The sequence below is a fragment of the Pseudomonas syringae KCTC 12500 genome, from assembly GCF_000507185.2.
GTDB lineage: Bacteria > Pseudomonadota > Gammaproteobacteria > Pseudomonadales > Pseudomonadaceae > Aquipseudomonas > Aquipseudomonas syringae.
Window position 1 is genome coordinate 4880738 of sequence record NZ_AYTM02000002.1, and the last position, 19786, is coordinate 4900523.

The 19786-nt window shown below is 52.8% G+C and carries 17 protein-coding genes and 1 pseudogene; 3 read left to right on the forward strand and 15 right to left on the reverse strand.

All coding sequences use genetic code 11. The features are described from left to right. Window positions 1-242: 242 nt before the first annotated feature. From V476_RS21810 to V476_RS21885, 15 genes and pseudogenes are all read right to left on the reverse strand, one after another. Window positions 243-1085 (reverse strand): AraC family transcriptional regulator, encoded by an 843-nt coding sequence (locus tag V476_RS21810; protein ID WP_024960818.1) that lies wholly within the window; start codon window positions 1083-1085, stop codon window positions 243-245. A gap of 125 nt (window positions 1086-1210) precedes the next feature. After that, window positions 1211-2737, reverse strand: a complete 1527-nt coding sequence (tnpC, locus tag V476_RS21815; RefSeq protein ID WP_024960817.1) for an IS66 family transposase — start codon at window positions 2735-2737, stop codon at window positions 1211-1213. Between the two features lie 83 nt (window positions 2738-2820). Beyond that, window positions 2821-3156, reverse strand: coding sequence for an IS66 family insertion sequence element accessory protein TnpB (tnpB, locus tag V476_RS28980; protein ID WP_024960816.1), 336 nt, complete (start codon window positions 3154-3156; stop codon window positions 2821-2823). Then, window positions 3153-3485 carry an IS66-like element accessory protein TnpA gene (gene tnpA / locus V476_RS27640; protein ID WP_235810930.1) on the reverse strand — a complete coding sequence of 111 codons (333 nt, stop codon included), beginning with the start codon at window positions 3483-3485 and terminating at the stop codon, window positions 3153-3155. The genes tnpB and tnpA overlap by 4 nt, the downstream gene beginning before the upstream one ends. A gap of 264 nt (window positions 3486-3749) precedes the next feature. After that, entirely contained in the window at window positions 3750-5051 is a 1302-nt protein-coding gene (locus tag V476_RS27650) for a site-specific integrase (protein WP_080278583.1), read from the reverse strand. 83 nt (window positions 5052-5134) lie between these two features. Then, the gene (locus V476_RS21835; RefSeq protein ID WP_024960815.1) at window positions 5135-5662 is read right to left on the reverse strand and encodes a hypothetical protein; all 528 of its coding nucleotides are present in this window, start codon (window positions 5660-5662) and stop codon (window positions 5135-5137) included. Beyond that, window positions 5659-7950, reverse strand: coding sequence for a hypothetical protein (locus V476_RS21845; protein WP_235810931.1), 2292 nt, complete (start codon window positions 7948-7950; stop codon window positions 5659-5661). Before V476_RS21845 ends, V476_RS21835 begins: the two co-directional genes overlap by 4 nt. Then, window positions 7943-10213, reverse strand: a complete 2271-nt coding sequence (locus V476_RS21850) for a hypothetical protein (RefSeq protein ID WP_024960813.1) — start codon at window positions 10211-10213, stop codon at window positions 7943-7945. The genes V476_RS21845 and V476_RS21850 overlap by 8 nt, the downstream gene beginning before the upstream one ends. A 420-nt stretch (window positions 10214-10633) precedes the next feature. Continuing rightward, a pseudogene (locus V476_RS21855) lies at window positions 10634-12961 on the reverse strand (transporter substrate-binding domain-containing protein); the annotation flags it as partial. 8 nt (window positions 12962-12969) lie between these two features. Then, a complete protein-coding gene (locus V476_RS21860) occupies window positions 12970-13596 on the reverse strand; it encodes a response regulator transcription factor (protein WP_003423744.1) in 627 nt (208 codons plus the stop codon). A gap of 359 nt (window positions 13597-13955) precedes the next feature. Next, window positions 13956-14348, reverse strand: a complete 393-nt coding sequence (locus tag V476_RS21865) for a response regulator (protein WP_024960812.1) — start codon at window positions 14346-14348, stop codon at window positions 13956-13958. Window positions 14349-14597: 249 nt separating this feature from the next. Continuing rightward, window positions 14598-15929 (reverse strand): deoxyguanosinetriphosphate triphosphohydrolase, encoded by a 1332-nt coding sequence (locus V476_RS21870; protein ID WP_003392987.1) that lies wholly within the window; start codon window positions 15927-15929, stop codon window positions 14598-14600. 179 nt (window positions 15930-16108) lie between these two features. Beyond that, window positions 16109-16465, reverse strand: coding sequence for a hypothetical protein (locus V476_RS21875; RefSeq protein ID WP_003346087.1), 357 nt, complete (start codon window positions 16463-16465; stop codon window positions 16109-16111). Continuing rightward, entirely contained in the window at window positions 16462-16854 is a 393-nt protein-coding gene (locus V476_RS21880; RefSeq protein WP_003392988.1) for a phage holin family protein, read from the reverse strand. The genes V476_RS21875 and V476_RS21880 overlap by 4 nt, the downstream gene beginning before the upstream one ends. Before the next feature lie 4 nt (window positions 16855-16858). Beyond that, window positions 16859-17173, reverse strand: a complete 315-nt coding sequence (locus tag V476_RS21885; protein WP_003315618.1) for an ElaB/YgaM/YqjD family protein — start codon at window positions 17171-17173, stop codon at window positions 16859-16861. Window positions 17174-17420: 247 nt separating this feature from the next. Here V476_RS21885 and V476_RS21890 point away from each other — a divergent pair, with 247 nt between their 5' ends. Genes V476_RS21890 through pcaQ form a run of 3 tightly spaced genes read left to right on the forward strand, consistent with a single transcriptional unit; the run spans window position 17421 to window position 19764 of the window. Then, the gene (locus V476_RS21890) at window positions 17421-18491 is read left to right on the forward strand and encodes an acyltransferase family protein (protein WP_024960811.1); all 1071 of its coding nucleotides are present in this window, start codon (window positions 17421-17423) and stop codon (window positions 18489-18491) included. Between the two features lie 57 nt (window positions 18492-18548). Then, window positions 18549-18791, forward strand: a complete 243-nt coding sequence (locus V476_RS21895; protein WP_003315616.1) for a glutaredoxin family protein — start codon at window positions 18549-18551, stop codon at window positions 18789-18791. 52 nt (window positions 18792-18843) lie between these two features. Continuing rightward, on the forward strand, window positions 18844-19764 hold the full coding sequence (gene pcaQ, locus V476_RS21900; RefSeq protein ID WP_024960810.1) for a pca operon transcription factor PcaQ: 921 nt from the start codon (window positions 18844-18846) through the stop codon (window positions 19762-19764). Window positions 19765-19786: the final 22 nt, after the last annotated feature.

Here is a 19786-nt window from a genome sequence, read left to right on the forward strand (position 1 = left end):
CTCGAAGCTGCGCCAACACTATGGTGTCCGTTTGGGTTGAGGGGCCAGGAACAGCCTTCCGTGCTCCTAAAATGCAGCGAAAATGCTGCATGCTTCCGCTGCCTTTCGGCACACACCAAAGTGGGCCAATTCCCGACCGTCGAGGGAGGGGTACCGTAAGCGTATGGTTAACACACCTTCGAGTAACCGTTTGGCGACGTCACCCATTCAATTTCCTAGGTAGCAGGCGTCGAAACCCTCAGTCATGATGCCTTGACTCTTACAATCGGTATCCACACATCCACGTAACCCTTGCCTTGGGCCGGTTCAAAATCAGAACTGTATTGTTCGAACTCGGGGGCGTCGGCAAGCACGTAACCAGAGTCAGGCAACCAGTGATTGAAGATGGTGAAAAATGTCTGATGGATTTTTGAAATATGATGTAGGTGTCGGAACACCGCATAGTTTTGCTGTGGCACTTTAAAGTACCGAAAAGCTGGGGGCAGACTTTCGATGCAGGAGACCTCGGTGCCGGCAATATACTCAAAACTTCCGTCATCTCCAGGATTACAGCACAGACCATAGTTCCAGTGGTTCACCTGACATGGCACTTGCCCTATGTAAGGCTCGAACGCTTGCCACAAACCGACAATGCCTTCATTCCTGTCGATGGTAAAACGATCTCCCAGACCCGCAATGAAAAACTCGGATCTAGTTTCAAAGCGTGGTGTTGAGAGTGTTATCAGATTCATTTTTTTCATACGTAGAGGCTCCACCAGGGATAGGTGTTCATCTTTGCGTTCACGAACCTGCTTCGGAGTGAACCCAAACTGATCGCGGAAAGCGCGTGTAAAAGCTTCATGGGAGCTGTAACCAGCATCCAGCGCTACTTTCAGGATGTCAGGTGTTCCCCGCTGCAAGGTTAGCGCCGCCTGGCTCAAACGCCGAGCCCGGATGTAGCGCATTACTGGCCAGCCCGTCGACAGCGCAAACAAACGGGCAAGGGCAAAAGGAGACAGGTTGCAATGACGCGCAACACGTCCCAGATCGAGGTCGGATCCCAGCTCCAGCTCGATGTACCACAGGGCTCTCTCGATATTCAGCATTACGATGCTCCTTGAAGTCAGAGCAACGTTATCAAACGAATGGACGAAGTATTTGATCGTTCTTGCGGTTTCTGCATAGCGTCAAGCGAATACACCGTTTGCATCCGACACCACTTCTTGTGTGATTAAATCGGCTGCCACTTATGCGGCAGCAACTGATCGATTTCACTCGCACGCTGCGTCGGCAGGCGTGTAAGAACATCCTTCAAGTACGCATATGGATCATGCCCGTTGAGCCGCGCCGACTGGATCAAACTCATGATCGCCGCCGCACGTTTACCGCCACGTAACGAGCCAGCGAACAGCCAGTTCGAGCGCCCAAGAGCCCACGGCCGGATTTGATTCTCGCACCAGTTATTATCGATGGGCACAGCACCGTCATCGAGATAGCGCGTCAGCGCTATCCAGCGTTTGAGGCTGTAATCCAGCGCCTTGGCGATGGCCGAACCCTCAGGCACAAGCTGTCTTTGGGCGATCATCCAGGTATGAAGTGCGTCGGCGATTGGCGCTGCTTTTTCCTGCCGTATTCGCTGCCGATCACCCGGCTCCAGCTCTCGGACTTCTCGTTCAACTTCGTATAAGGCCGCGATGTAGTGCAGCGCTTTTTCGGCGACCTGGCTCTTGTTGGTCGCGTGCAAGTCGAAGAACTTCCGGCGGGCATGGGCCATACAGCCGATCTCCGTAATGCCCAGTTCAAAGCCTGCCTTGTAGCCGGCAAAATCATCGCAGACCAGCTTGCCGTTCCAACTGCCCAAGAAGGCTCGGGCATGTTCGCCAGCGCGGCTCGGGCTGAAGTCGTAAACGACCGCCGCCAGGTCGGAGAACTGACTGGTGGCATAGGCCCAGACGTAAGCGCGATGAGTTTTTTTCGCGCCAGGCGTCAGCATTTGTACCGGCGTCTCGTCGGCGTGAACGACGCCGTGCGTCAGCACGGCTTCGCGCAGCGCATCAACCAGCGGCTGTAATTGCACGCCGCAGTTGCCCACCCACTGCGCCAAGGTCGAACGGGCGATGGGCAGCCCGGCGCGGCCGAAAATTTTCTCTTGGCGATACAGCGGCAGATGGTCGGCGAACTTGGCCACCATGATGTGGGCCAGCAGGCCTGCGGTCGGCACGCCTTTGTCTATGACGTGCGCCGGTACCGGCGCCTGGATTAGCGTTTCGCACTGCTCGCAGGCCCACTTTCCACGGATGTGACGCTCGACGGTGAATACGCCGGGCGTGTAGTCGAGCTTTTCGCTGGCGTCTTCTCCGATGCGCTTGAGGGCGCAGCCGCACTGGCAGTGGCTGTTGTCCGGTTCGTGATGGATCAGTGTGCGAGGAAACTGCGGTGGCAGCGGTGCGCGCTTGGGTTGCTGGCGCACTTTGGCTTCGACAGGTGCCGGTTGCAGCGCCTCAAGTTCGGCTTCGATAGCAGCGATATCCGTATCGATCAAATCGTCGAGCAGGCTGGCTTGATCCGGGCTCAACTGCTCGCTGCACTTGGCAAACTTGAAGCGCTTGAGCAGCGCGATCTCGTGGGCCAGTTTCTCGTTAACCGACTTGTGATGAGTGATTTGCTTGTCCATCGTCTCGACGCGCTGGATCAACTGCGCCGCCAAGGCACGCAGTTCTTCAGGGTTTAATTGATCGAGATTCGGATGTGTAGTCATGCCGCCGATTTTGCCAGAGAGGGCTAGTGGCGGCGATAGACTGATGGGCTAATTGCGCTGGCAAGCGCGCCATTGCAGAAGAGTTAGAGCAACGTGATGGCTCCGCCGGAACCAACGCGTTGCCAAGGTAAACCGAGCACTAAGGCTTGAAGTTGCTCTGCATCTAACTCGACTTCAGAGCCGTGCCGCACGCCCGGCCAAAAGAACCGCCCTTGATTCAAGCGCCGAGCGGCCAGCCAAATCCCTACACCGTCATGCACCAAAACCTTCATGCGATTGGCGCGGCGGTTGGCGAACAAATAAGCACAGTGCGGCTTCGCCGCACCGAACACGGCCACGACCCGCGCCAGCGCGGTTTCAGTGCCGGCGCGCATGTCCATGGGGTCGGTGGCGAGCCAGATGGCGTCGATGCGAATCATCGCAGTAGGTCTCGTAAAAAAGCAGAGCATGCCGCTGCATTTTCTGCTGGCCAGCTCACCACGACTACGCCTTTTGAATGAGGCACTTCGATTCGAATCGCCGCAGGAATAACCTGATGCGTCGCTATCGACGGCCCTGCCTTGACCGGAATAAAGGCAGTTTGCAGTGCCAGGTTTTTCTGCCCATGCACCCGAATCCATTTATGGACGAGGTTGGCATTGAGGTTGTGGGTCAAGGCGACATTGGCAATTGAGGTGTCAGCCTGCGCACACTCGGCGATGACTTGGGCCTTAAATGACTTGGAATAGGAACGGCGTTCTTGTGGCATAGGCGTCCGCTTAAAAAGGCTAAAAATGGTGTCCACTTAAATTTAGGTGGACACCATCGCCTCAAGCGACGGTGTCAGGAAGGTGTGTTGCCCGGACGGTTACGGGGTACCCCACATTATGGCCGGACATGGCTGCGAAAGCTTATACTTGCTTTTCCCGATGACAGTATCAGTTCAGGCCGCAGCCTTGAGAGCCGCAATGGCTTTAGCTTGGGCGAACGGAAAAACATCGCCGTTACTACGAACCATGGTTACGGATTACGCCTAGCCTAAGTCAGCCTGTAAAGCTGTAAGTATGCGTTCTACAAATGGTCTTATTTGTCTGGCGTCCATATCTTTGATGACAGCTAGCATTGCGGGAATTTGTCCCGGTATTAGTCGTAATGCAGTTTCTCGCCGAGCAAGTTTGTCCGGTAACAGTAGCTTAGTAAGGTCTTCATAATATTGTTCCAAGTAGTGCTTAAGCCCCTTAAAGCTTCGGTGTCCGGTTCGTTGCATTAGCTTAAGACTAGCGATAAGGTCAATGCGCTGAGGACTGTGTACGGAGGTGTCTATGCTATTTTCGAGCAGGAATACAAGCTCGTCCATATGCTCGTGGATAAATAAATGTCGGAGCATGTGGGGGTGAGCTTTTTCGATAATTCCAGCATGCTTGCGCAATTTTCCAAAGATATTGGTTATAGTGTTCGTCGATAATGGGGCGCCTGTTCTTTCTGATACGAACAGATAGCCATGGTCATTGCGGGGGCCAATGGTTTTTCCTATCTTAGAGCGTCGAGAGCTTTGGATGTATTCGTTGGCCATTTCAAGAGTCATCTTCGGTAAAACAACCTCGCGGTATTCAAGTTGTCCATGCTTCAATGTTTTAAGCATGAGGCAATTGGGAGTATTAGAATTTCCAAGTGCATTCTTGATGTCGTTAGTTTTGATTGGACTGGTCTCGCCACGACGGCTGCCTGTTGCGTGCATCAGTTCAATTATCAATGCGTTTCTCTGAGCAAGAAATGGCGATGATGCATCCATAGTTGCTTTTTTTAGTGCGGTTAGCGCGCCAATACCCATAGCACTTCCACGGCCAGGATCCATGTAATTGGGCATATTTTCCACATCCCATCGTGTTGTTCGGCACGCAGAGTAGGCATTATTGTTGAGATAGTCATTACTCTCCTTGTTAAAGTTTTTAATTCTATGTGCTCGAATGATTCCGGTTTTGCTGACAAAGTTAGGCTTGTCTATGATTTTACCGACATATTCGAGAAAATCCAAAGATTGGCATATGATCCTGATTTGTTGATTGGGAGATCGCTTGGTTCCTGTTTTTAGGAACCCATCCAGTGAACGCATGAAAAGTTGAAATCTGTTGTTTGTGAACTGTGGGAACGTCAGCTGATTGTAATAGGCATACTTTATAATGTGAGAGAGAAGAGACATATATGTTCGTAAAGTACCTCCCCGATTTGTCAGCGAATGACCTTCGCTATATAGCTCTAAAACGAACATGTTAGCGAAATAACAAATGCGGCCATCAGGATAGCGCATTATCGGTAGGGACTCTGCTGATTTCATATCCACACCGCCATCCGGCCGGACGACCAGTGGTAGATCAAAATTGGTCGAAACTGATGTGATAAGTCTGACAGGTGCCCTGCTCATGTTAGGTCCCAGAATTCGACTAGGTCGAGTGCGGCTATTAATGAATAGATTTCCGCGCGATCTTTTACGTAGGTTGGACGCACAAGATCAGGAGAGAGGTCAGCGAGCCGGTTGTACATGTGCATAATTCTACTGTGTATGTAGGTCATGCGAAGTACGTGCTCTTCAAGATGTTGGATATTTTTATTTTGAAGCTTGATGCTTTTTTGAAGTGATCTAACAGTGTCAGAACGCTCACGCGGCGCAGATGTTTCATCAAAAACTTTCAGTGCTTGCAAGCGGAGATTGTCGACGACTCTAAATCCGCCAGGAATGACAGCGTTCGCACAGGACTTGAAGGTGTTTATTGAGCATCCATCCAATCCCAGCCCTGAGTCAAAAAACCCAGAAAAAGTAGACTGCCTACGCAAAGCCTTTCCCAGTAGCGTATGAGTTCGAAACTCTTGTGGCCTTTTCAAAACCTCAACAAGCAAGTGAAATTTCTTTTCGACGTGCTCAGCACTTTTATTTGATTTACCGGTCATTCTTCTTCCTTATCATGAACCTTAAGAACCAAAACGAATTTGTGGATCACGGCGTCGTCTTTGTCCTTCACATCGAAGAAGTTTGGCTCAAACTCCACGGTGCCTTGCTTTAAGTACGTAAGAATGTCGTGTTCAATATGCTCGCCTTTGAGGTATTCTTCAAAAGTAGGCTCTAGTTCAATTAATCCCGCAGTCGAGAGATAATGAAGGTCATCGTTAAGCTCTTCGCTCGTCTTAATATGAACTTGCTTCGTGGCGTAGTCTTTCTTCAGTTGTTCAATCAGGCCGTTTAGGTTTTGAATCGGACTAGACTCGTCGGTAATGGCATGAGTCAAGGTATTAGCTTTGGCTTCGATTAGGGCCCGTCCGCCGACTACTTCGGTTACGTACCGCCAAAATGAAGTCAAGTTCGTGTGCCCTAACATCCATGCGATTGCATGGATTTTATGGTCGCTCGATGAGTTGAAGAAAACCATGGCAAAGAATCGACGAAGCTGATGAGGTCTGAGGTAATAACGCCTTTCGACCCCGTCTTTTCCTTTAACAGTCGGAGCCTCAAAAAAGTCAAATGTTAAGTCGAGAAAATCATAGAGGCCATTAGAGGAGACGTTCGATACTCGACCGTCCGCACGATTCACCGTTTGAAAAAGAACGTGTTTTTCGGGTATTAAGCCCATTGCTAACAACTGCTCATTAAACCTTTTAACTTTGTATATAAACTGAGCAATTACGCGGGGGATAGGTCGCTCTATCTCTTCTGTATGTTCGCCTGCGCCCGTTTTTTCATCTCCGAACCTAAGTGTATAGTTGGTTTCTTTATTTTCAGGAGCTGAAGGGTCAGTGTATGGTTGAAGGCAAGTCATGGAATCTAATTTGCATACCTCCGTTCGCCTACGAGCAGTTAGTGTGCAAATAGCTACTGCCGCGCTCCCCATAAGAATATGGTAAAGCTCACTCAGTCCGGTACCTTTGCGCAAGTCACGATAGAAGTTGCTTGAATCTCTGTAGATGGACCAGCGTGTAGGGCTGAGTCCTCCAGCAAGTACAATGCCAGACGGTCTATAGTTACCCGGAATACCGGATTTCGATTTATTGCCATCTATATGTTGCTTAAGTGCCCGAAGCATCTCTTTCAAGATGTTGTCTGCATGTTCAATCACGAACTCCAGGCTGGATCGCAACATTTTTCCTACCACTTCTACAGGTGCAGTTTGGTATCGTCCGTCTGGTTTACGAGTTCGCCCCGCGATGACTCGTCGTATGGATTGGGAAAGGATCGCGGGCTTATCGATATGAAACAGGGGTTCTGTTTCATAAATGACGATTTTGCGAAGCGTTTGGATATAGCTACCCAACAGCTTGAGATCTACACCTTCATGGTATCCAAGGACAACCTCTACGGCTTCGAATTCACAGGTGTAATACTCTTGGCCAATATCAAGCTCGTCGAACCGCCCTTGGGAGGGTCGCTGGTTCATGCCATGCAGAGTTTCCCTGTATAGCTGTTGGAGTAATTTAGATGTGCTGAGTATAAGAGCACCTCTTGAGGATTTATACCATCCTCTCTTCAAAAATACGTAGTGCGCACGTACGAGTTCGTCATCTGTAAGATTCATTCGGCGATTGTGTTTCGGAATTAACTGAGCAATCCTGGGCGATGCGACCAATGTTTTTTGGAAATCATCTTCATCTATTAGATTGATTTGACGTCTGATGTAGATCTCCGCCTTAGAGTTTAAATTGTAGACGGCCTCGCTTATTGGTAGGTCGGCGATCCTTCCAAGGAGATAGGTATAATCGTTTTGATTGACAAGTCCTAGATCGTACTGAAGTATTGAAAATCGCTCAAGATTTAACAAGAGCCAGTCCGCAATATATAAAGACTTCGTTATCATTAATTGCGCATACGACGGTTTGAAAAAAGTACTGTTGAAGCGAGGATGCACTTGAATGGCTATCAAGTGTTTAATGCAACCGAGCAGTTTTTTATTTTTCTTGTGAGTTAACAGCAAGCCGTTCGCCACCCGAACATTGAAGTCAATTGTTCTTGTGTAGTATCCGCCATGTCCATCAGCTAGATTCTGCGTCCAAATATTGTCATTGTAATGTGTGTCAGCCGAAAACCAATAAGGTTTATAAAGCGAGGCACCAACTGTAAGTGTGGAAAACACTCGATCTCGCACTAGTTCGGCAGTGTGCCAATTCTGACCTTTATCGAAAATTTCTAACAGGGACACCGCTTCTTCTACAGAAAGGCCGGTAATTTTTTCGTCTAAGTTGTCAGGCATAAATTACTCCTGCAAGGCGATTTGCGACATCGGAGGATGGTTGAGTATTTTTTAACAGGTGAGCTGCGGCCTGCGAGCAGGCCGTGCCCAGCTGACCTTCGTTTGCTAGGTTCCCCGCAACTCTTACTAAGCTAGCAATCCTGAACCAGTTCACGGCCCCCTCAGTTAGTCTAATACCCTTGGAAGCTGCATAGACGCCCATTTCATAGATGGTAAGCAGCACAATTAATTTCTGCTTGTTAAGGCTGATGTAGATACGATCGCTTTCCTCGCCCGTGCTAAGTTCCGAAGAACTGCTGCGTGCTCTACTTTTGATCTCAAAATCGTAGTCTGGTCGGATATTTTGTAGAAAAAGGTTTAGGTCTTCCTCTGTGTTGAAGTCCATGCTCCGCAGAAGATAATCGCTGTCCTTCATAACATCATATATGATTGCGTTTTGAAATTGTCTAAGCCATCTACTCATTAAGAAGTGTCTAATTGCTGGCGGTATATATCTTGCCATCAAGGCTCTCGTGTGCCGTGTATGGCCAGCGGCTTTCGACGCTTCGACCTCACTTAGCGAATCAAAGTATTTGATGACAATCTGATCTGCACGGATTCCTTTGAGCGTTAACCGCGAAACCACCGTAGTCATATGCTTATCCGGACGAGCTGATGGTATACCTGACAGAAGATTTGCTTTGAAAAAGCCACTGGCATCTTCGTTTTTCCAAGAAGGAATGTTCTTCATCCTTGTAGGTACTTCCAGGCCACCGCGATTCGCCAACAACAGGTAACGCCATGCTTGAGATCCCTTATCTTTAAGGTAATTGCGTGCTTCTTCCGAGAGCTTGATCATTGACTTAAAGAGTTTCACCGATTTATGGTCAAGCGAAACTATCTGCATCTTTTTTGCCCGCTTCTTGCGGCTACGTGCTTTCCAACCGCTTGCTGACTGGGTGAACCCTGTCATCATATTGTGACGATTGTAAAGCTCAAATGATTTGAACCACGATTGAGTGATCGCGGGGTTGTAAATTACTAACAGATACATGAAGGGTAGAAGAGTTCTTGATTTTAATGTGTAAAGTGGAGCTTTAATCTCATCTTGTAATATGTTTAAAGATGTCAAGTTTCTCTTGTTGATATAAGGAGCTTTCCTCCAAGTTGCGCAAAGGTCCGCTTCGGAAAAATCGTCAGGGTATACTTTAGCCCTATCGAGCGAGATTACAGTACCTCTTCTGGCAAGATTTCTGTAACGTCGATAACTTGCTAGCTCTTGAGCGCACGATGCTCGGCATATTTTTATTAGGTAGTCTCGATTTTTTTTGAGCTGACTTTCAAGAACTTCTAACGCGCCATCATCCTTCAGGGTCAGAGGGATTGGCGTCAGTGTTCTGTCGTAATCATTATCTTTATTTTTGTATGTTTGGACAGAGGTTTTAAATGATGGGGTGATTATTGGGTGTGCAGGTTCTGCAATAAAGTATGAGCCGACCAGTGATTTTTTAAATGTCGCTACAATGTCAGCCCACGCTTGATAAAACGATTCAAGCTTGTTTGATTTGGCAATTGTGTGTAATAACCCATAGGAAAAGCATTGCTCTGTGAAGTTGTTTACTTCTACAGGGTCCGTGAGTCTTTTAAGTTCTTTGATGGATGGGTAAGTTGCGCAAATCCTTCTGGTCATGAAAGACATTTGTTTAATGTATGCAGCAACAGAGTCCTCAGAATATTTCTTGAAAGCATTCTTCATTATTTGGAGATAATAGTTGGTGTGTTTTTGGCCGTATTGCTTATAAAATTGTGAAAGTTGTATAAATTTCTTTTCGCCAGTATTCGCTTTCAAATACCAGCCTTCATAATAAGTCAGTTTTCCTAGATTCTTCGCGCAGCTTTCATAATAAGCTATCGAGTCGGCATAGCGCTTGCTTGATTCCTTTTGCCTAGTTATAGCACTTTCAAGCTCGAAGCCAAAACAATCCGAGAGCATCGTTAAAACCTGACCATAAACTTTAGAACCTTGGCGTTTTCCATATGTTGTTTGTTCGACAATGAATCCTTCAAAGCCTCTCAGCAAAATCTCGGCGCTTTTTTGCGACCGCATATCTTCAATAGTAAGGTGTCGGTCGGTAATATCCAAAAATGCATTGGCTAAATTAGTATTTCGGATCCACGCACCGCTTTTCTCGGTATTGGATAATCTACCTTGCTCTATTGCATCAAGTGCGGCTTGGCATATGGAGTCGCGCGGATAGCCTGAAAGGAAAAGGGTGGCGATCATGATTATCTACTAGTGAATTTCTCACTAGGTAATATTGATTTTTACTCATTGTCAATGTGTTAGCCGCAAGTTTTAGGTTGCGTTAAATGTATCGGGTTTATATGATTATTTGGCAGGTAAGTTGCATGTGTTTAATTTTGTTAATGTGTTTGTTCTATATTATAGAGTTGTTAAGTTGTTCCGCTTTTCTGTCCTGTTGTTTAGGTTGGTAAATCCAAGGCTTTAAGTGTTTTGTATGATATCAAAAAATAGTGTGACAATTTTCATTTGAATTTTAGTTACGTTTTTAAGTATTATAATATCATCGTAAGGATGGCGATTTCTTGATAGTTGTCAATTTTTTTGGGCGCATTTTAATTTCGGTTTGGCTAATGAAATCAGTGCTTTTTAGTAGTTTTGACAACTGTAGTGAGTAGGAAAACGCCCAATGTCGAGGATATCGCCGATCAGGTCGAGCAAGTCGTTGGCCGAGCTGTAGGCGACTTCGATGGCGGACCGATCCAGTTCGCCGTGATCGGCACGTTTGAGCGCCAGCTCCAGCATGCCGATCACCGCATTCATCGGGGTGCGGATTTCATGGCTCATGGTGGCAAGGAAGGTGCTTTTGGCTCGGCTGGCGGCGTCGGCCTGTTCCTTGGCAGCCTGCAGGTCTTCGATGAGCTGGCGACGCTCGCTGATGTCGATCCAGCCACCGATGATGCCCTGTACTTCGCCCAGAGAGTCACGAAACGGCAGGATCCAATGGTAGATGGTCAGCTGTCGATCGCCAATGCGCAGAGGGCGGTCGAGGATCAATGCGGTATTGCTGGCCATGACCCGCTGATAGTCGGCAGCGTATTCCCGGGCTTCGAAGGCGTTGCCCAGCACCCCTTCGGTGGCGCTCTTGCCGATGATGTCTTCCCGTTGCGCGGAGAACACCCTGAGGTAGCTGTCATTGCACATGCGCAACATACCTTCGCGATCCCGCACGTAGATCGGATGCGGCGTACCCTCGACCAGGGCGCGCATGAATTCGAACTGATCGCCCAGAGCCCGTTCCGCCGCTTCACGCTGACGTATCTGCCGGCGCATCCAGGCATTCCAGGCCAGCAGGCCCAGCAGCAACAGGCCTGCACCCACCACAATCTGATAGATCAGCCGTTCATAGTCATGCCAGTTGGCACGTGAGGGTGTATAAACGCGCCAGCGGTTGTTGATCGCTGCCATGTCCTGCGGTGCGATGCTTGCCAGTGCCTTGTCGAGAATCGAGCTCAGCTCGATGGCATTGCGTGAGGTCGCCATGGAAATCAGCGCCGGATCCTCGCCGATGGTGGCGGTCATCTGCAAACGCTCCTCGAAGATCCCGGAAGACAGGAAATAGTCTGCGCTGAGCAGCGAGATGACCGCACCTTCCGCCCGGCCCAGTGACAACATGTCCAGCGCCTGGAACGGGTTGTCTATCTCCAGCGGCACGACCCTGGGGTATTTGCGGCTTAGCCAGTCGAGCACCGGGCTGCCCTGGGTGATTGCCAGACGCTTGCCGTCCATTTGCTCCAGATAGCTGGGGGCGCCCTGGTCCTTGCGGGTGACCAGCACGAACGAATTGTCGATGTAGGGGCGGGTGAAGCTGAATCGGTCCTCACGCGCATCACTGGACACCAGCGCGCCAATCATGTCTGCCTGACCCTCGTCGACCTGATTGAGCATGTCGGTCAGGCTGGGCGAGCGTTTGACGTCGAACCTGAGCCCGGTACGCAGGCGCACCAGTTCGAGCAAGTCGGCGGTGATGCCGCGGAAGTTGCCCTTGGCATCGAAGAATGTCAGCGGTGCATACGCTTCGTTGACGACCACGCGCACGGTCGGGTGCTGAGCGATCCAGCGCTCCTCGCGTTGCGTCAGTTGCAGCTTCTGGTCGGTGAGCATCAGGTCGCTGCCCGTGCTCCAGCGTCTGGAAATATTGATCCGTTCATCGACGGGGATGGCTTTCAGCGTCTGATTGATGATGCCCAGCAGTTGCGTGTTTTCGTTGCTGACCGCGAAGCTGAAACCGTTGGGCTCGTGCTTGCCGAAATTCGACATCTGCACGTTGTTCAGATAACCCTTGTTGATGATGTATTGGGTAGAAATCGTATCGCCCAGGAACACGTCCGCCTGATTGAAGGCGACTGCGTTGATGGCGTTCTGAAAAGAGGGATAGGTCTTCAGCGTTGCGCCGGGATAGGACGCTTCGACCTCGGCAGGCGGCAGGTAGTGATAGACCATGCTCAGCCGCATGCCTTTCAGGCCCTCGTTCAGGGGGCGGGTGTCTCCGACCCGGGTGACCAGAACGGGCTGGTCCACCGAGTAGGGCTGTGAAAGCCTGATATTGCGATCGACGGCTTCAAAACCGTTGGCGGTGCCCAGCAGATCGATCTGGCCTGCGGCAAGGGCCTTGATCGCCGCATTACGGGTTTCGAAACGCTGGACCCTGACGGGCAGGTCCAGCGCATCCGAAATGATCCCTGCATAATCGGCAGTGATGCCTTCGTAATCGTTCCCTGAAATCGTGATATCGAAGGGCGGGTAATCGGGGTTCGAGGTGCCGAGAATCAGTTCGCGTTGCCCGCGCACCCACTGCCACTGGTGACTGTCCAGCTTCACGTCCATGTGCGCCGGGCTCGAACGGCCGAGCAGGGTGTAGTGATCGGCCGCATGAATACCGGCCTCAGCACCCCAGCCCAGGCACAGGCTTGTGGCCAGTATTAATAATTGTCTGAAGCGCTTGGGCATCCGTTTTCTCACACTAGCGCGTTGCGTTTTGCCATCTCGATAAGTTCTACCAAGGTTCTGGTTTTCAGTTTTTGCATAAGCCGTGTTTTGTAAGTGCTGACGGTTTTGTTACTGAGAAACATGCCCTTGGCTATTTCCTTGTTGGAACGGCCTTGGGCAAATAACTGCAAGACCATCAGTTCGCGGTCATTGACCAACTTGAACAGCTCCAGCTCGTTGGTCTGGCCATCTTCACGAACTGCGCACGTCAACGCCTGACTGGGAAAGTAATTGTAGCCGGATAATACCGCTTTCACCGAACTGAGCAGTTCGCTAAGGTCTTCCTGCTTGCACACATAACCCGAGGCACCTGATTGCATGCAGCGAATGGCAAACAGGTTGGGGGTCTGCGACGTCAGCACCAGAATCTTGGAGGGCAGCCCCATCGTATTGAAGCGGGCCAGCACCTCGAGGCCGTCGAGCTTGGGGATGCTGATGTCGAGGATGATCAGGTCGGGCATGCATTCACGCACCATCTGCATGGCGTCGACACCGTTGTCGGTTTCGCCGACCACCTCATAATTTTCATTCTCCAGGAGCATTCTGACCGCCATCCGGATGACCGGATGATCGTCGATGATAAAAACTGAGTTCATATTCCATTCCATAACAAGCAGTGAAGAAAGCGCGCACCTTAGCTCAGATGTTCGGGCAGGCACATAAAGAGACTTGCTCGGCAGGCATATATAGGAAAAGTCCTACAAAAATTAGCGTATCGGAGTACGTAAAAGCCTACGTAGAACACAAGTGTGTTTAAACGTTAACGCTTATTTCAATGTGTATTTGACGAGTGATGCATCAAATGTTTATTACTTTCTGGAATCATCATTCATGTTGACTGCTGATTTCCTACGCGTCTGAACGTCGTATTTAATCGGTACGGTTTGTCGGTGTTAAGGTATGTATCTGTTTTTACACGGCCTATCTGAAAGCGGATAAAGCCGGTTTACCGACGTCAGTCAACGAGGTGCCCCAGCAGGCGGCTGAGGTCGGGCCCGTGCAGGGGCTTGCTCAGGCAGCCGAGCAGGGGGAGATCGCGCTGCAGGGCGAGTTGCTGCAGGTTTTCAAGCTGTTTATCCGGCAAGCCGCTGAGCAGAATCGCCTGGCGCAGCCAGCCGTGTCGGGCTGCCTCGTCGATCAGGTCGAGGCCTGACATGTCCGGCAGGCACTGATCGCACAGCACAAGCCCGTACGGTTCGGCGCTGCGTTGCATGGCGGCCATGGCCTCGGCAGCCGTCAGCACGGGCGTCAGCAGGAAGTAGCCATGGTTGTTGAGCAGCACCTGAGTGGCGATCAATTGAAACGGGTGATCTTCCACCAGAAGGATGCGCAGGCTATGTGTGGACATGAGCGTTCCGGAAAAGCCCTGGCGAGGCGTTCAGGCGTCGGCAGGCGGCGTGCGGACCCGTGAGTATCGCAGGCGGATGGATGACGTGCCGGATGGCAGTTGAAGTGGCTGGAATTATTGAGGGATGCAAGAAAAGCTGCGATAGGACCCGTCTGACATGCATGTAGGGCCTGTCTGAGTTTTGCGGGGTGATCAGGTCTGACCAGCCTTTGCCTGTGTGCGTTCAGGCTGCGGGCTGGTCGATGGAGGCTATATTTGGCCGGAGCGGCCAGTCATTTCCCGGGCCATTTCACTGGCGTAGCTGTCGGTCATGCCCGCAATGAAGTCGATCATGCGCAGGAACGAGGCATGCAGCGGTGCCTTGGGATCGGGCGCGCTGTTACCCAGTAAATCGAGGATGCGTCGATGCTTGAACGATGGCGTCCTGCCGCCGAACTGCTCGACGGCCGCGCCGCAGAATGCGTTGAGGAGGATCTCCAGCGTGGTGTAGGCACCTATTTCATGCAGTGTCTTGCGCTTGTCCTGAAAGATTTTCTTGCGCGCCATGTCCTTGGCGTTGAGCACACAGCGTTTGGCCGGGCCGTGCATGTGCTCGACCAGGTCGCCAGGCAGGGTGCCTGCCAGCAAGGCGTCCTGCTGCTCGACGAAGGCTCTGGCGGCCGCGTTGGTCAAGTGCTCGATGGCCTTGCCACGCAGGATTGCCAGTTTGCGCCGTCGTGAGTCGCCCGGGCCCAGTTGTCGGTAGGTTTCCGGAAGATCGTCGCCGACCAGCCCGAGCAAAAGCGATTCCACTTCTGCGTAGTTGAGCAGGTCCATCTCCAGACCGTCTTCCAGATCGATCAGGGCGTAACAGATGTCGTCGGCCGCCTCCATCAGATACACCAGCGGATGACGCGCCCAACGCTGGTCTTCGAGCTGCGGCAAACCCAGCTTGCCGGCGATCTGCTCAAGGATCGGCAGTTCACTTTGATAGCAGCCGAACTTGTGCTTCTTGTAGCCCAGCGAGTCCGCGTGGCGTGCGGTCCACGGGTATTTGAGGTATGTGCCCAATGTGGCGTAGGTCAGGCGGGTGCCGCCGTCGAACTGGTGGTATTCCAGCTGCGTCAGCACCCGGAACCCTTGGGCATTGCCTTCGAAATTGAGGAAGTCATTGCGCTCGGTGTCGCTCATCGCGTCGAGCCAGCCGCGCCCGGCCGCCTGATTGAACCAGTTGCGAATTGCATCTTCGCCCGAATGGCCGAACGGCGGATTGCCGATGTCGTGGGCCAGACAAGCCGATTGCACGACCATGCCCAGGTCGCTCGGATCGCACCATTCAGGCAGGGCAGAGCGCAGCGTTTCGCCGACACGCATCCCCAGCGAACGGCCGACACAACTGACTTCCAGCGAATGGGTCAGGCGCGTATGGATATGATCATTGCTGGACACCGGATGCACCTGGGTCTTGCGTCCCAAGCGGCGGAAGGCCCCGGAAAAGATGATCCGGTCATGGTCCTTGTGAAACGGACTGCGCCCCAGTTCCTCGGGGCTGTGCAGGGTCTTGCCCAGTCGTTCGCGGTTAAGCAGTGTTTGCCAATCCAATGCGTTCACTCCGTCAATAATAGGGGCGTAGCTTCCCGGTTCGACACGCCTGCCGCAAGGGCCGCATCGATGAAAACAGGCCCCATGGAAAAACAAATGCCTGCTCCGGAAAACCTGAGCAGGCATTTGTATTAAGGCCAGTACCGTCAGGCCAGGATCATGCTAGACGCGTGGCGCAATCAGACTTTGCGATTGCGATTCTGCAGGGCGCGCGCTTGCATGGCGACCTTGACCACCGGCGTCAGCGTGATGCCCAGCTTCAACAGGCGGCCCAACAGGCTGGTACGCCCGGTCTTGGCACGTTTGCCGCTCAGGAAGCCCAGCAGGGCGACCGAGCCCACGCCCCAGAGGGGCGCGTGGCGAAAGCCCAGCGCGCTTTTCCAGTCATGGCGGATGCCGCGAAAGCGTTGCAACGGCTGCATCAGTTGCGTCGATTCGTGGCGGATTTCCTGGCGGTGCATTTCCATGCGCAGGCGGATCAATGCCTTGCGCAGTTCTCGACGAGTATTGCTCTGGTGCGACTTGGGTTCACTCATGGCATCAATCGCTCACGGTCATTGGCCAGTTCTTCGAGGGTCGCGTGGAAGGGCGAAGACTCGTCGAAGATCGCTGCCTTGAGGCGCAATCCACAGAAGATCGCGGCTAGCAGGTAAAACGTACACAGGCCAACGATGCCGGCCAGGCGATAGCTGTCCCACAGAACGATCAGCAGCAAGGCCGAGAGCCCGGTGAGCAGCAGCAGGCCGAAAACCAAGGCCAGACCGGCGAACAGCAGCAGGCTGACGGTTCGCGCTTTCTGTTCCTGCAATTCGATGCCGAACAGCTCGACGTGAGTGTGCAACAGGCCAAGGAAGGCAGCGCCCAGGCGCCGCGGTGAAGCGCCCGGAGTTCCCTCGGGCGGTGCTGATTCCGTTCCCAGAGTCATGATGTTAGCGCCTTGTAGCCAGCAGACCGATCAGAAAGCCGACACCTGCGGCGATACCGACTGACTGCCAGGGGTTGTTCTGAACGTAATCTTCGGTGGCAACCACTGCCGCTTCACCGCGCTCGCGCAACGAATCTTCGGTGGTCTTCAGGGTTTCCTTGGCACGCAGCAGACTTTCACGGATCTGGGCGCGCAGTTCATCGGCCTGATCACCCGCCAGAGAGGCGGTATGCGCCAGTAATTTCTCAGTGTCGGCAACCAGCACCTGGAAGTCGGCTCTCAGGATTTCCTGAGCATTCTGTGCAGTTTCGCGGGCCATGATGTTCTCCGTTTGGTGGGCGTATGAATGTTTCGAGTACAGGTGATTCCTGAAGGTTCACTTCGATTGCCGCATCTTGTTCGATCAGGCTTTACACTGCAGTTGCACCTTACTCCAAAAGTATCTGCCAGGAAAAACCGCAACCACTGGAAGATTGGGGTTCCGTACTTCTGGCCATTGGCTATGCTCCACACGCGTGACCACGGGATGGCCTGGCGCGCGCGACATCCGTTGAATGGAGAGAGGCATGGAGCGGCTGTATTCCCTGCAGGGGCTCAGGGGCGTAGCGGTCCTTGGCGTTGTGTTGTTTCACATGATGTCGGTAGAGAGCAAGTTTTCCGGGGGCGATATCCTTCTGCCGCCCTGGCTCGATTTTTTTCAGTTGGGCGTCGATCTGTTCTTCGTCATCAGCGGATTCGTCATGGTGATTGTCAGCCGTGGCCGTTTTCAGAGCGCAATCGAAGCCCAGCGGTTTCTGTTCAATCGGGTATCGCGGATCTATCCCACGTACTGGTTGTACTTTTTCATCACCCTGGCGGTTTATCTGGTGCAGCCGGGCATGGTCAACAGCGGGCATGGCTCGTCCAGTCTGATCATGTCGTTCCTGCTGTTGCCCAACGACAAGGTGCTGCTGGTGATGGTGGCCTGGTCGCTGCTGTTCGAACTGTGGTTTTACGTGGTGTTCTCCGGCTTTCTGCTGTTTCGCGAGCGCAGCCTGCCGTTTCTGCTCGGCGGCTGGTGTCTGATCATCGTGGCGTTCAACACGCTGGCAGACTGGCAGGACTATTCCCCGGCAGTAAAGATCATCCTGCATCCCTATGCCCTCGAGTTCATGCTTGGCGCCGCGCTGGCCTTGTTCTTTTACGGTCGCCACAGTGCCCGCGTGCCGACTGCTGCGGTCTGGTTACTGCTCGGTGTCGCGTTGTTGGCGGCGGTGCCCCTGATCGGCTATTACCGGCTGTATGAGAGTCAGGGGTTGCTGCGCATGCTCATGGTCGGCGGCACGTTCGGCATGCTGGTGGTGACGCTGGCATTGCTCGAACGGCGTCGACACCTGCGGGTGCCCGGGTTTCTGGTTGCCGTGGGCGATATGTCCTACACGGTCTACCTGTCTCATCTGCTGGTGCTGGGGGTGATCGGCAGGGTCTGGAGTCTGGTGGGAGCCTGGCCCGAAAGCTACCTGGACAACCTGTTTTTCGCGCTGCTGATGATGGCTGCGGCGGTGTGCTATGGCTGGGTCGGTTATCGTTGTTTCGAGAAACCGGTACTGGATCGCGCCAATGCGTTCAGCAAGGCGCATTTTCGGGTGTCGACGTGATCCCGGTGCGCGCCTAGAATAATTTCCGCTTGCCGAGGATTCGCCGAGGATCGACTCATGCCCCCCGAATGTCAGCTGTTCAGCACCCTGGGATGCCCGCTGTGCGAGGTTGCCGAAGCGGTTTTACTGCCGTTCGCCATCGAACACGGCCTGCTGGTTGAGCTGGTCGACATCTGCGAGGATGAGCAACTGCTTGAACGCTACGAGTTGCGCGTTCCTGTGTTGCGGCGAGTCGACACCGGCGACGAGCTGGACTGGCCATTTGACGCGCCTCAAGTGGCGTCGTTTCTGAGTCGTTGAGCGGCCTTGTCGTTGAGCTGCATTCCCTTTCATTTACCGGACACGACGCGCAGTGAATATCGATACACGCATCAAATTTCGCCATCTGGTCTGCTTTCTAGAAGTGGCCCGGCAGGGCAGTCTGGCGCGTGCTTCCGACGTTCTGGCGATCAGTCAGCCGGCGCTGTCGAAAAGTCTCAAAGAGCTGGAAACCCTGCTCGACACCACGCTGTTCGTGCGCAGTAAAAGTGGTGCGGCACTCACTGAAGCGGGCGTGGCGTTCATGCGCTTTGCCGGGCCCAGCGTGCAGGCCCTGCGCGAGGGCGTCAGCAGTCTGCGTTCGGGTGAGCACGACACGGTCACTGCACGACTGGGCGTACTGTCGACGGCCGAAAGCCTGTTGGTGCCCGAGGTGGTTCATCGCCTGCACCAGCAGCACCCGGCGCTGATCGTCAGCGTAATGACCGGGCCCAGTGCCTATCTGCTGTCGCAATTGAGGGTAGGGGAGCTGGATCTGGTGGTCGGGCGCATGACGGACAGTCCGCAGATTCAGGGCCTGACGTTCGAGCACCTGTACAACGAGTCGATGACGCTGGTGGTGCGCAGCGATCACCCGTTGCTGGCTGCGCCGCTCAAGCCCGAAAGTCTGGAGCAGTTCCCGCTGGTGCTGCCGCTGGCAGGCACGACCATCCGCAAGTTTGCCGACAGCCTGTTCGTACAGTGCGGTATCCGCATGCCACGTCAGCGCCTTGAAACCCTTTCGCTCACCCTCAGCCGTCGCTATGTGCAATGCAGCGATGCGGTGTGGATCGCGCCGCTGGATGCCGTGTCGCTGGAGTTGAAAGGCGGCACACTGGTCGAGCTGGACATGGGTATTCGTGAACCGGGCGGTTCGGTCGGTTTGTGCAGCAACCCGGCCTTGCCACTCACGCGCGCAGCGCAGTGGTGCGTGGACGAGCTGCGGCGCCTTGGAGAGGCCTATCGCAACATCTAGCATCCATAACCAATTGGTTATG

What these genes read in the sequence shown, in the direction of transcription:
- V476_RS21810 (WP_024960818.1), bottom strand. Translation starts at nt 1,085, where the DNA reads ATGCTGAATATCGAGAGAGCCCTGTGGTACATCGAGCTGGAGCTGGGA.
- tnpC (WP_024960817.1), bottom strand. Translation starts at nt 2,737, where the DNA reads ATGACTACACATCCGAATCTCGATCAATTAAACCCTGAAGAACTGCGT.
- tnpB (WP_024960816.1), bottom strand. Translation starts at nt 3,156, where the DNA reads ATGATTCGCATCGACGCCATCTGGCTCGCCACCGACCCCATGGACATG.
- tnpA (WP_235810930.1), bottom strand. Translation starts at nt 3,485, where the DNA reads ATGCCACAAGAACGCCGTTCCTATTCCAAGTCATTTAAGGCCCAAGTC.
- V476_RS27650 (WP_080278583.1), bottom strand. Translation starts at nt 5,051, where the DNA reads ATGAAATCAGCAGAGTCCCTACCGATAATGCGCTATCCTGATGGCCGC.
- V476_RS21835 (WP_024960815.1), bottom strand. Translation starts at nt 5,662, where the DNA reads ATGACCGGTAAATCAAATAAAAGTGCTGAGCACGTCGAAAAGAAATTT.
- V476_RS21845 (WP_235810931.1), bottom strand. Translation starts at nt 7,950, where the DNA reads ATGCCTGACAACTTAGACGAAAAAATTACCGGCCTTTCTGTAGAAGAA.
- V476_RS21850 (WP_024960813.1), bottom strand. Translation starts at nt 10,213, where the DNA reads ATGATCGCCACCCTTTTCCTTTCAGGCTATCCGCGCGACTCCATATGC.
- V476_RS21860 (WP_003423744.1), bottom strand. Translation starts at nt 13,596, where the DNA reads ATGAACTCAGTTTTTATCATCGACGATCATCCGGTCATCCGGATGGCG.
- V476_RS21865 (WP_024960812.1), bottom strand. Translation starts at nt 14,348, where the DNA reads ATGTCCACACATAGCCTGCGCATCCTTCTGGTGGAAGATCACCCGTTT.
- V476_RS21875 (WP_003346087.1), bottom strand. Translation starts at nt 16,465, where the DNA reads ATGAGTGAACCCAAGTCGCACCAGAGCAATACTCGTCGAGAACTGCGC.
- V476_RS21880 (WP_003392988.1), bottom strand. Translation starts at nt 16,854, where the DNA reads ATGACTCTGGGAACGGAATCAGCACCGCCCGAGGGAACTCCGGGCGCT.
- V476_RS21885 (WP_003315618.1), bottom strand. Translation starts at nt 17,173, where the DNA reads ATGGCCCGCGAAACTGCACAGAATGCTCAGGAAATCCTGAGAGCCGAC.
- V476_RS21890 (WP_024960811.1), top strand. Translation starts at nt 17,421, where the DNA reads ATGGAGCGGCTGTATTCCCTGCAGGGGCTCAGGGGCGTAGCGGTCCTT.
- V476_RS21895 (WP_003315616.1), top strand. Translation starts at nt 18,549, where the DNA reads ATGCCCCCCGAATGTCAGCTGTTCAGCACCCTGGGATGCCCGCTGTGC.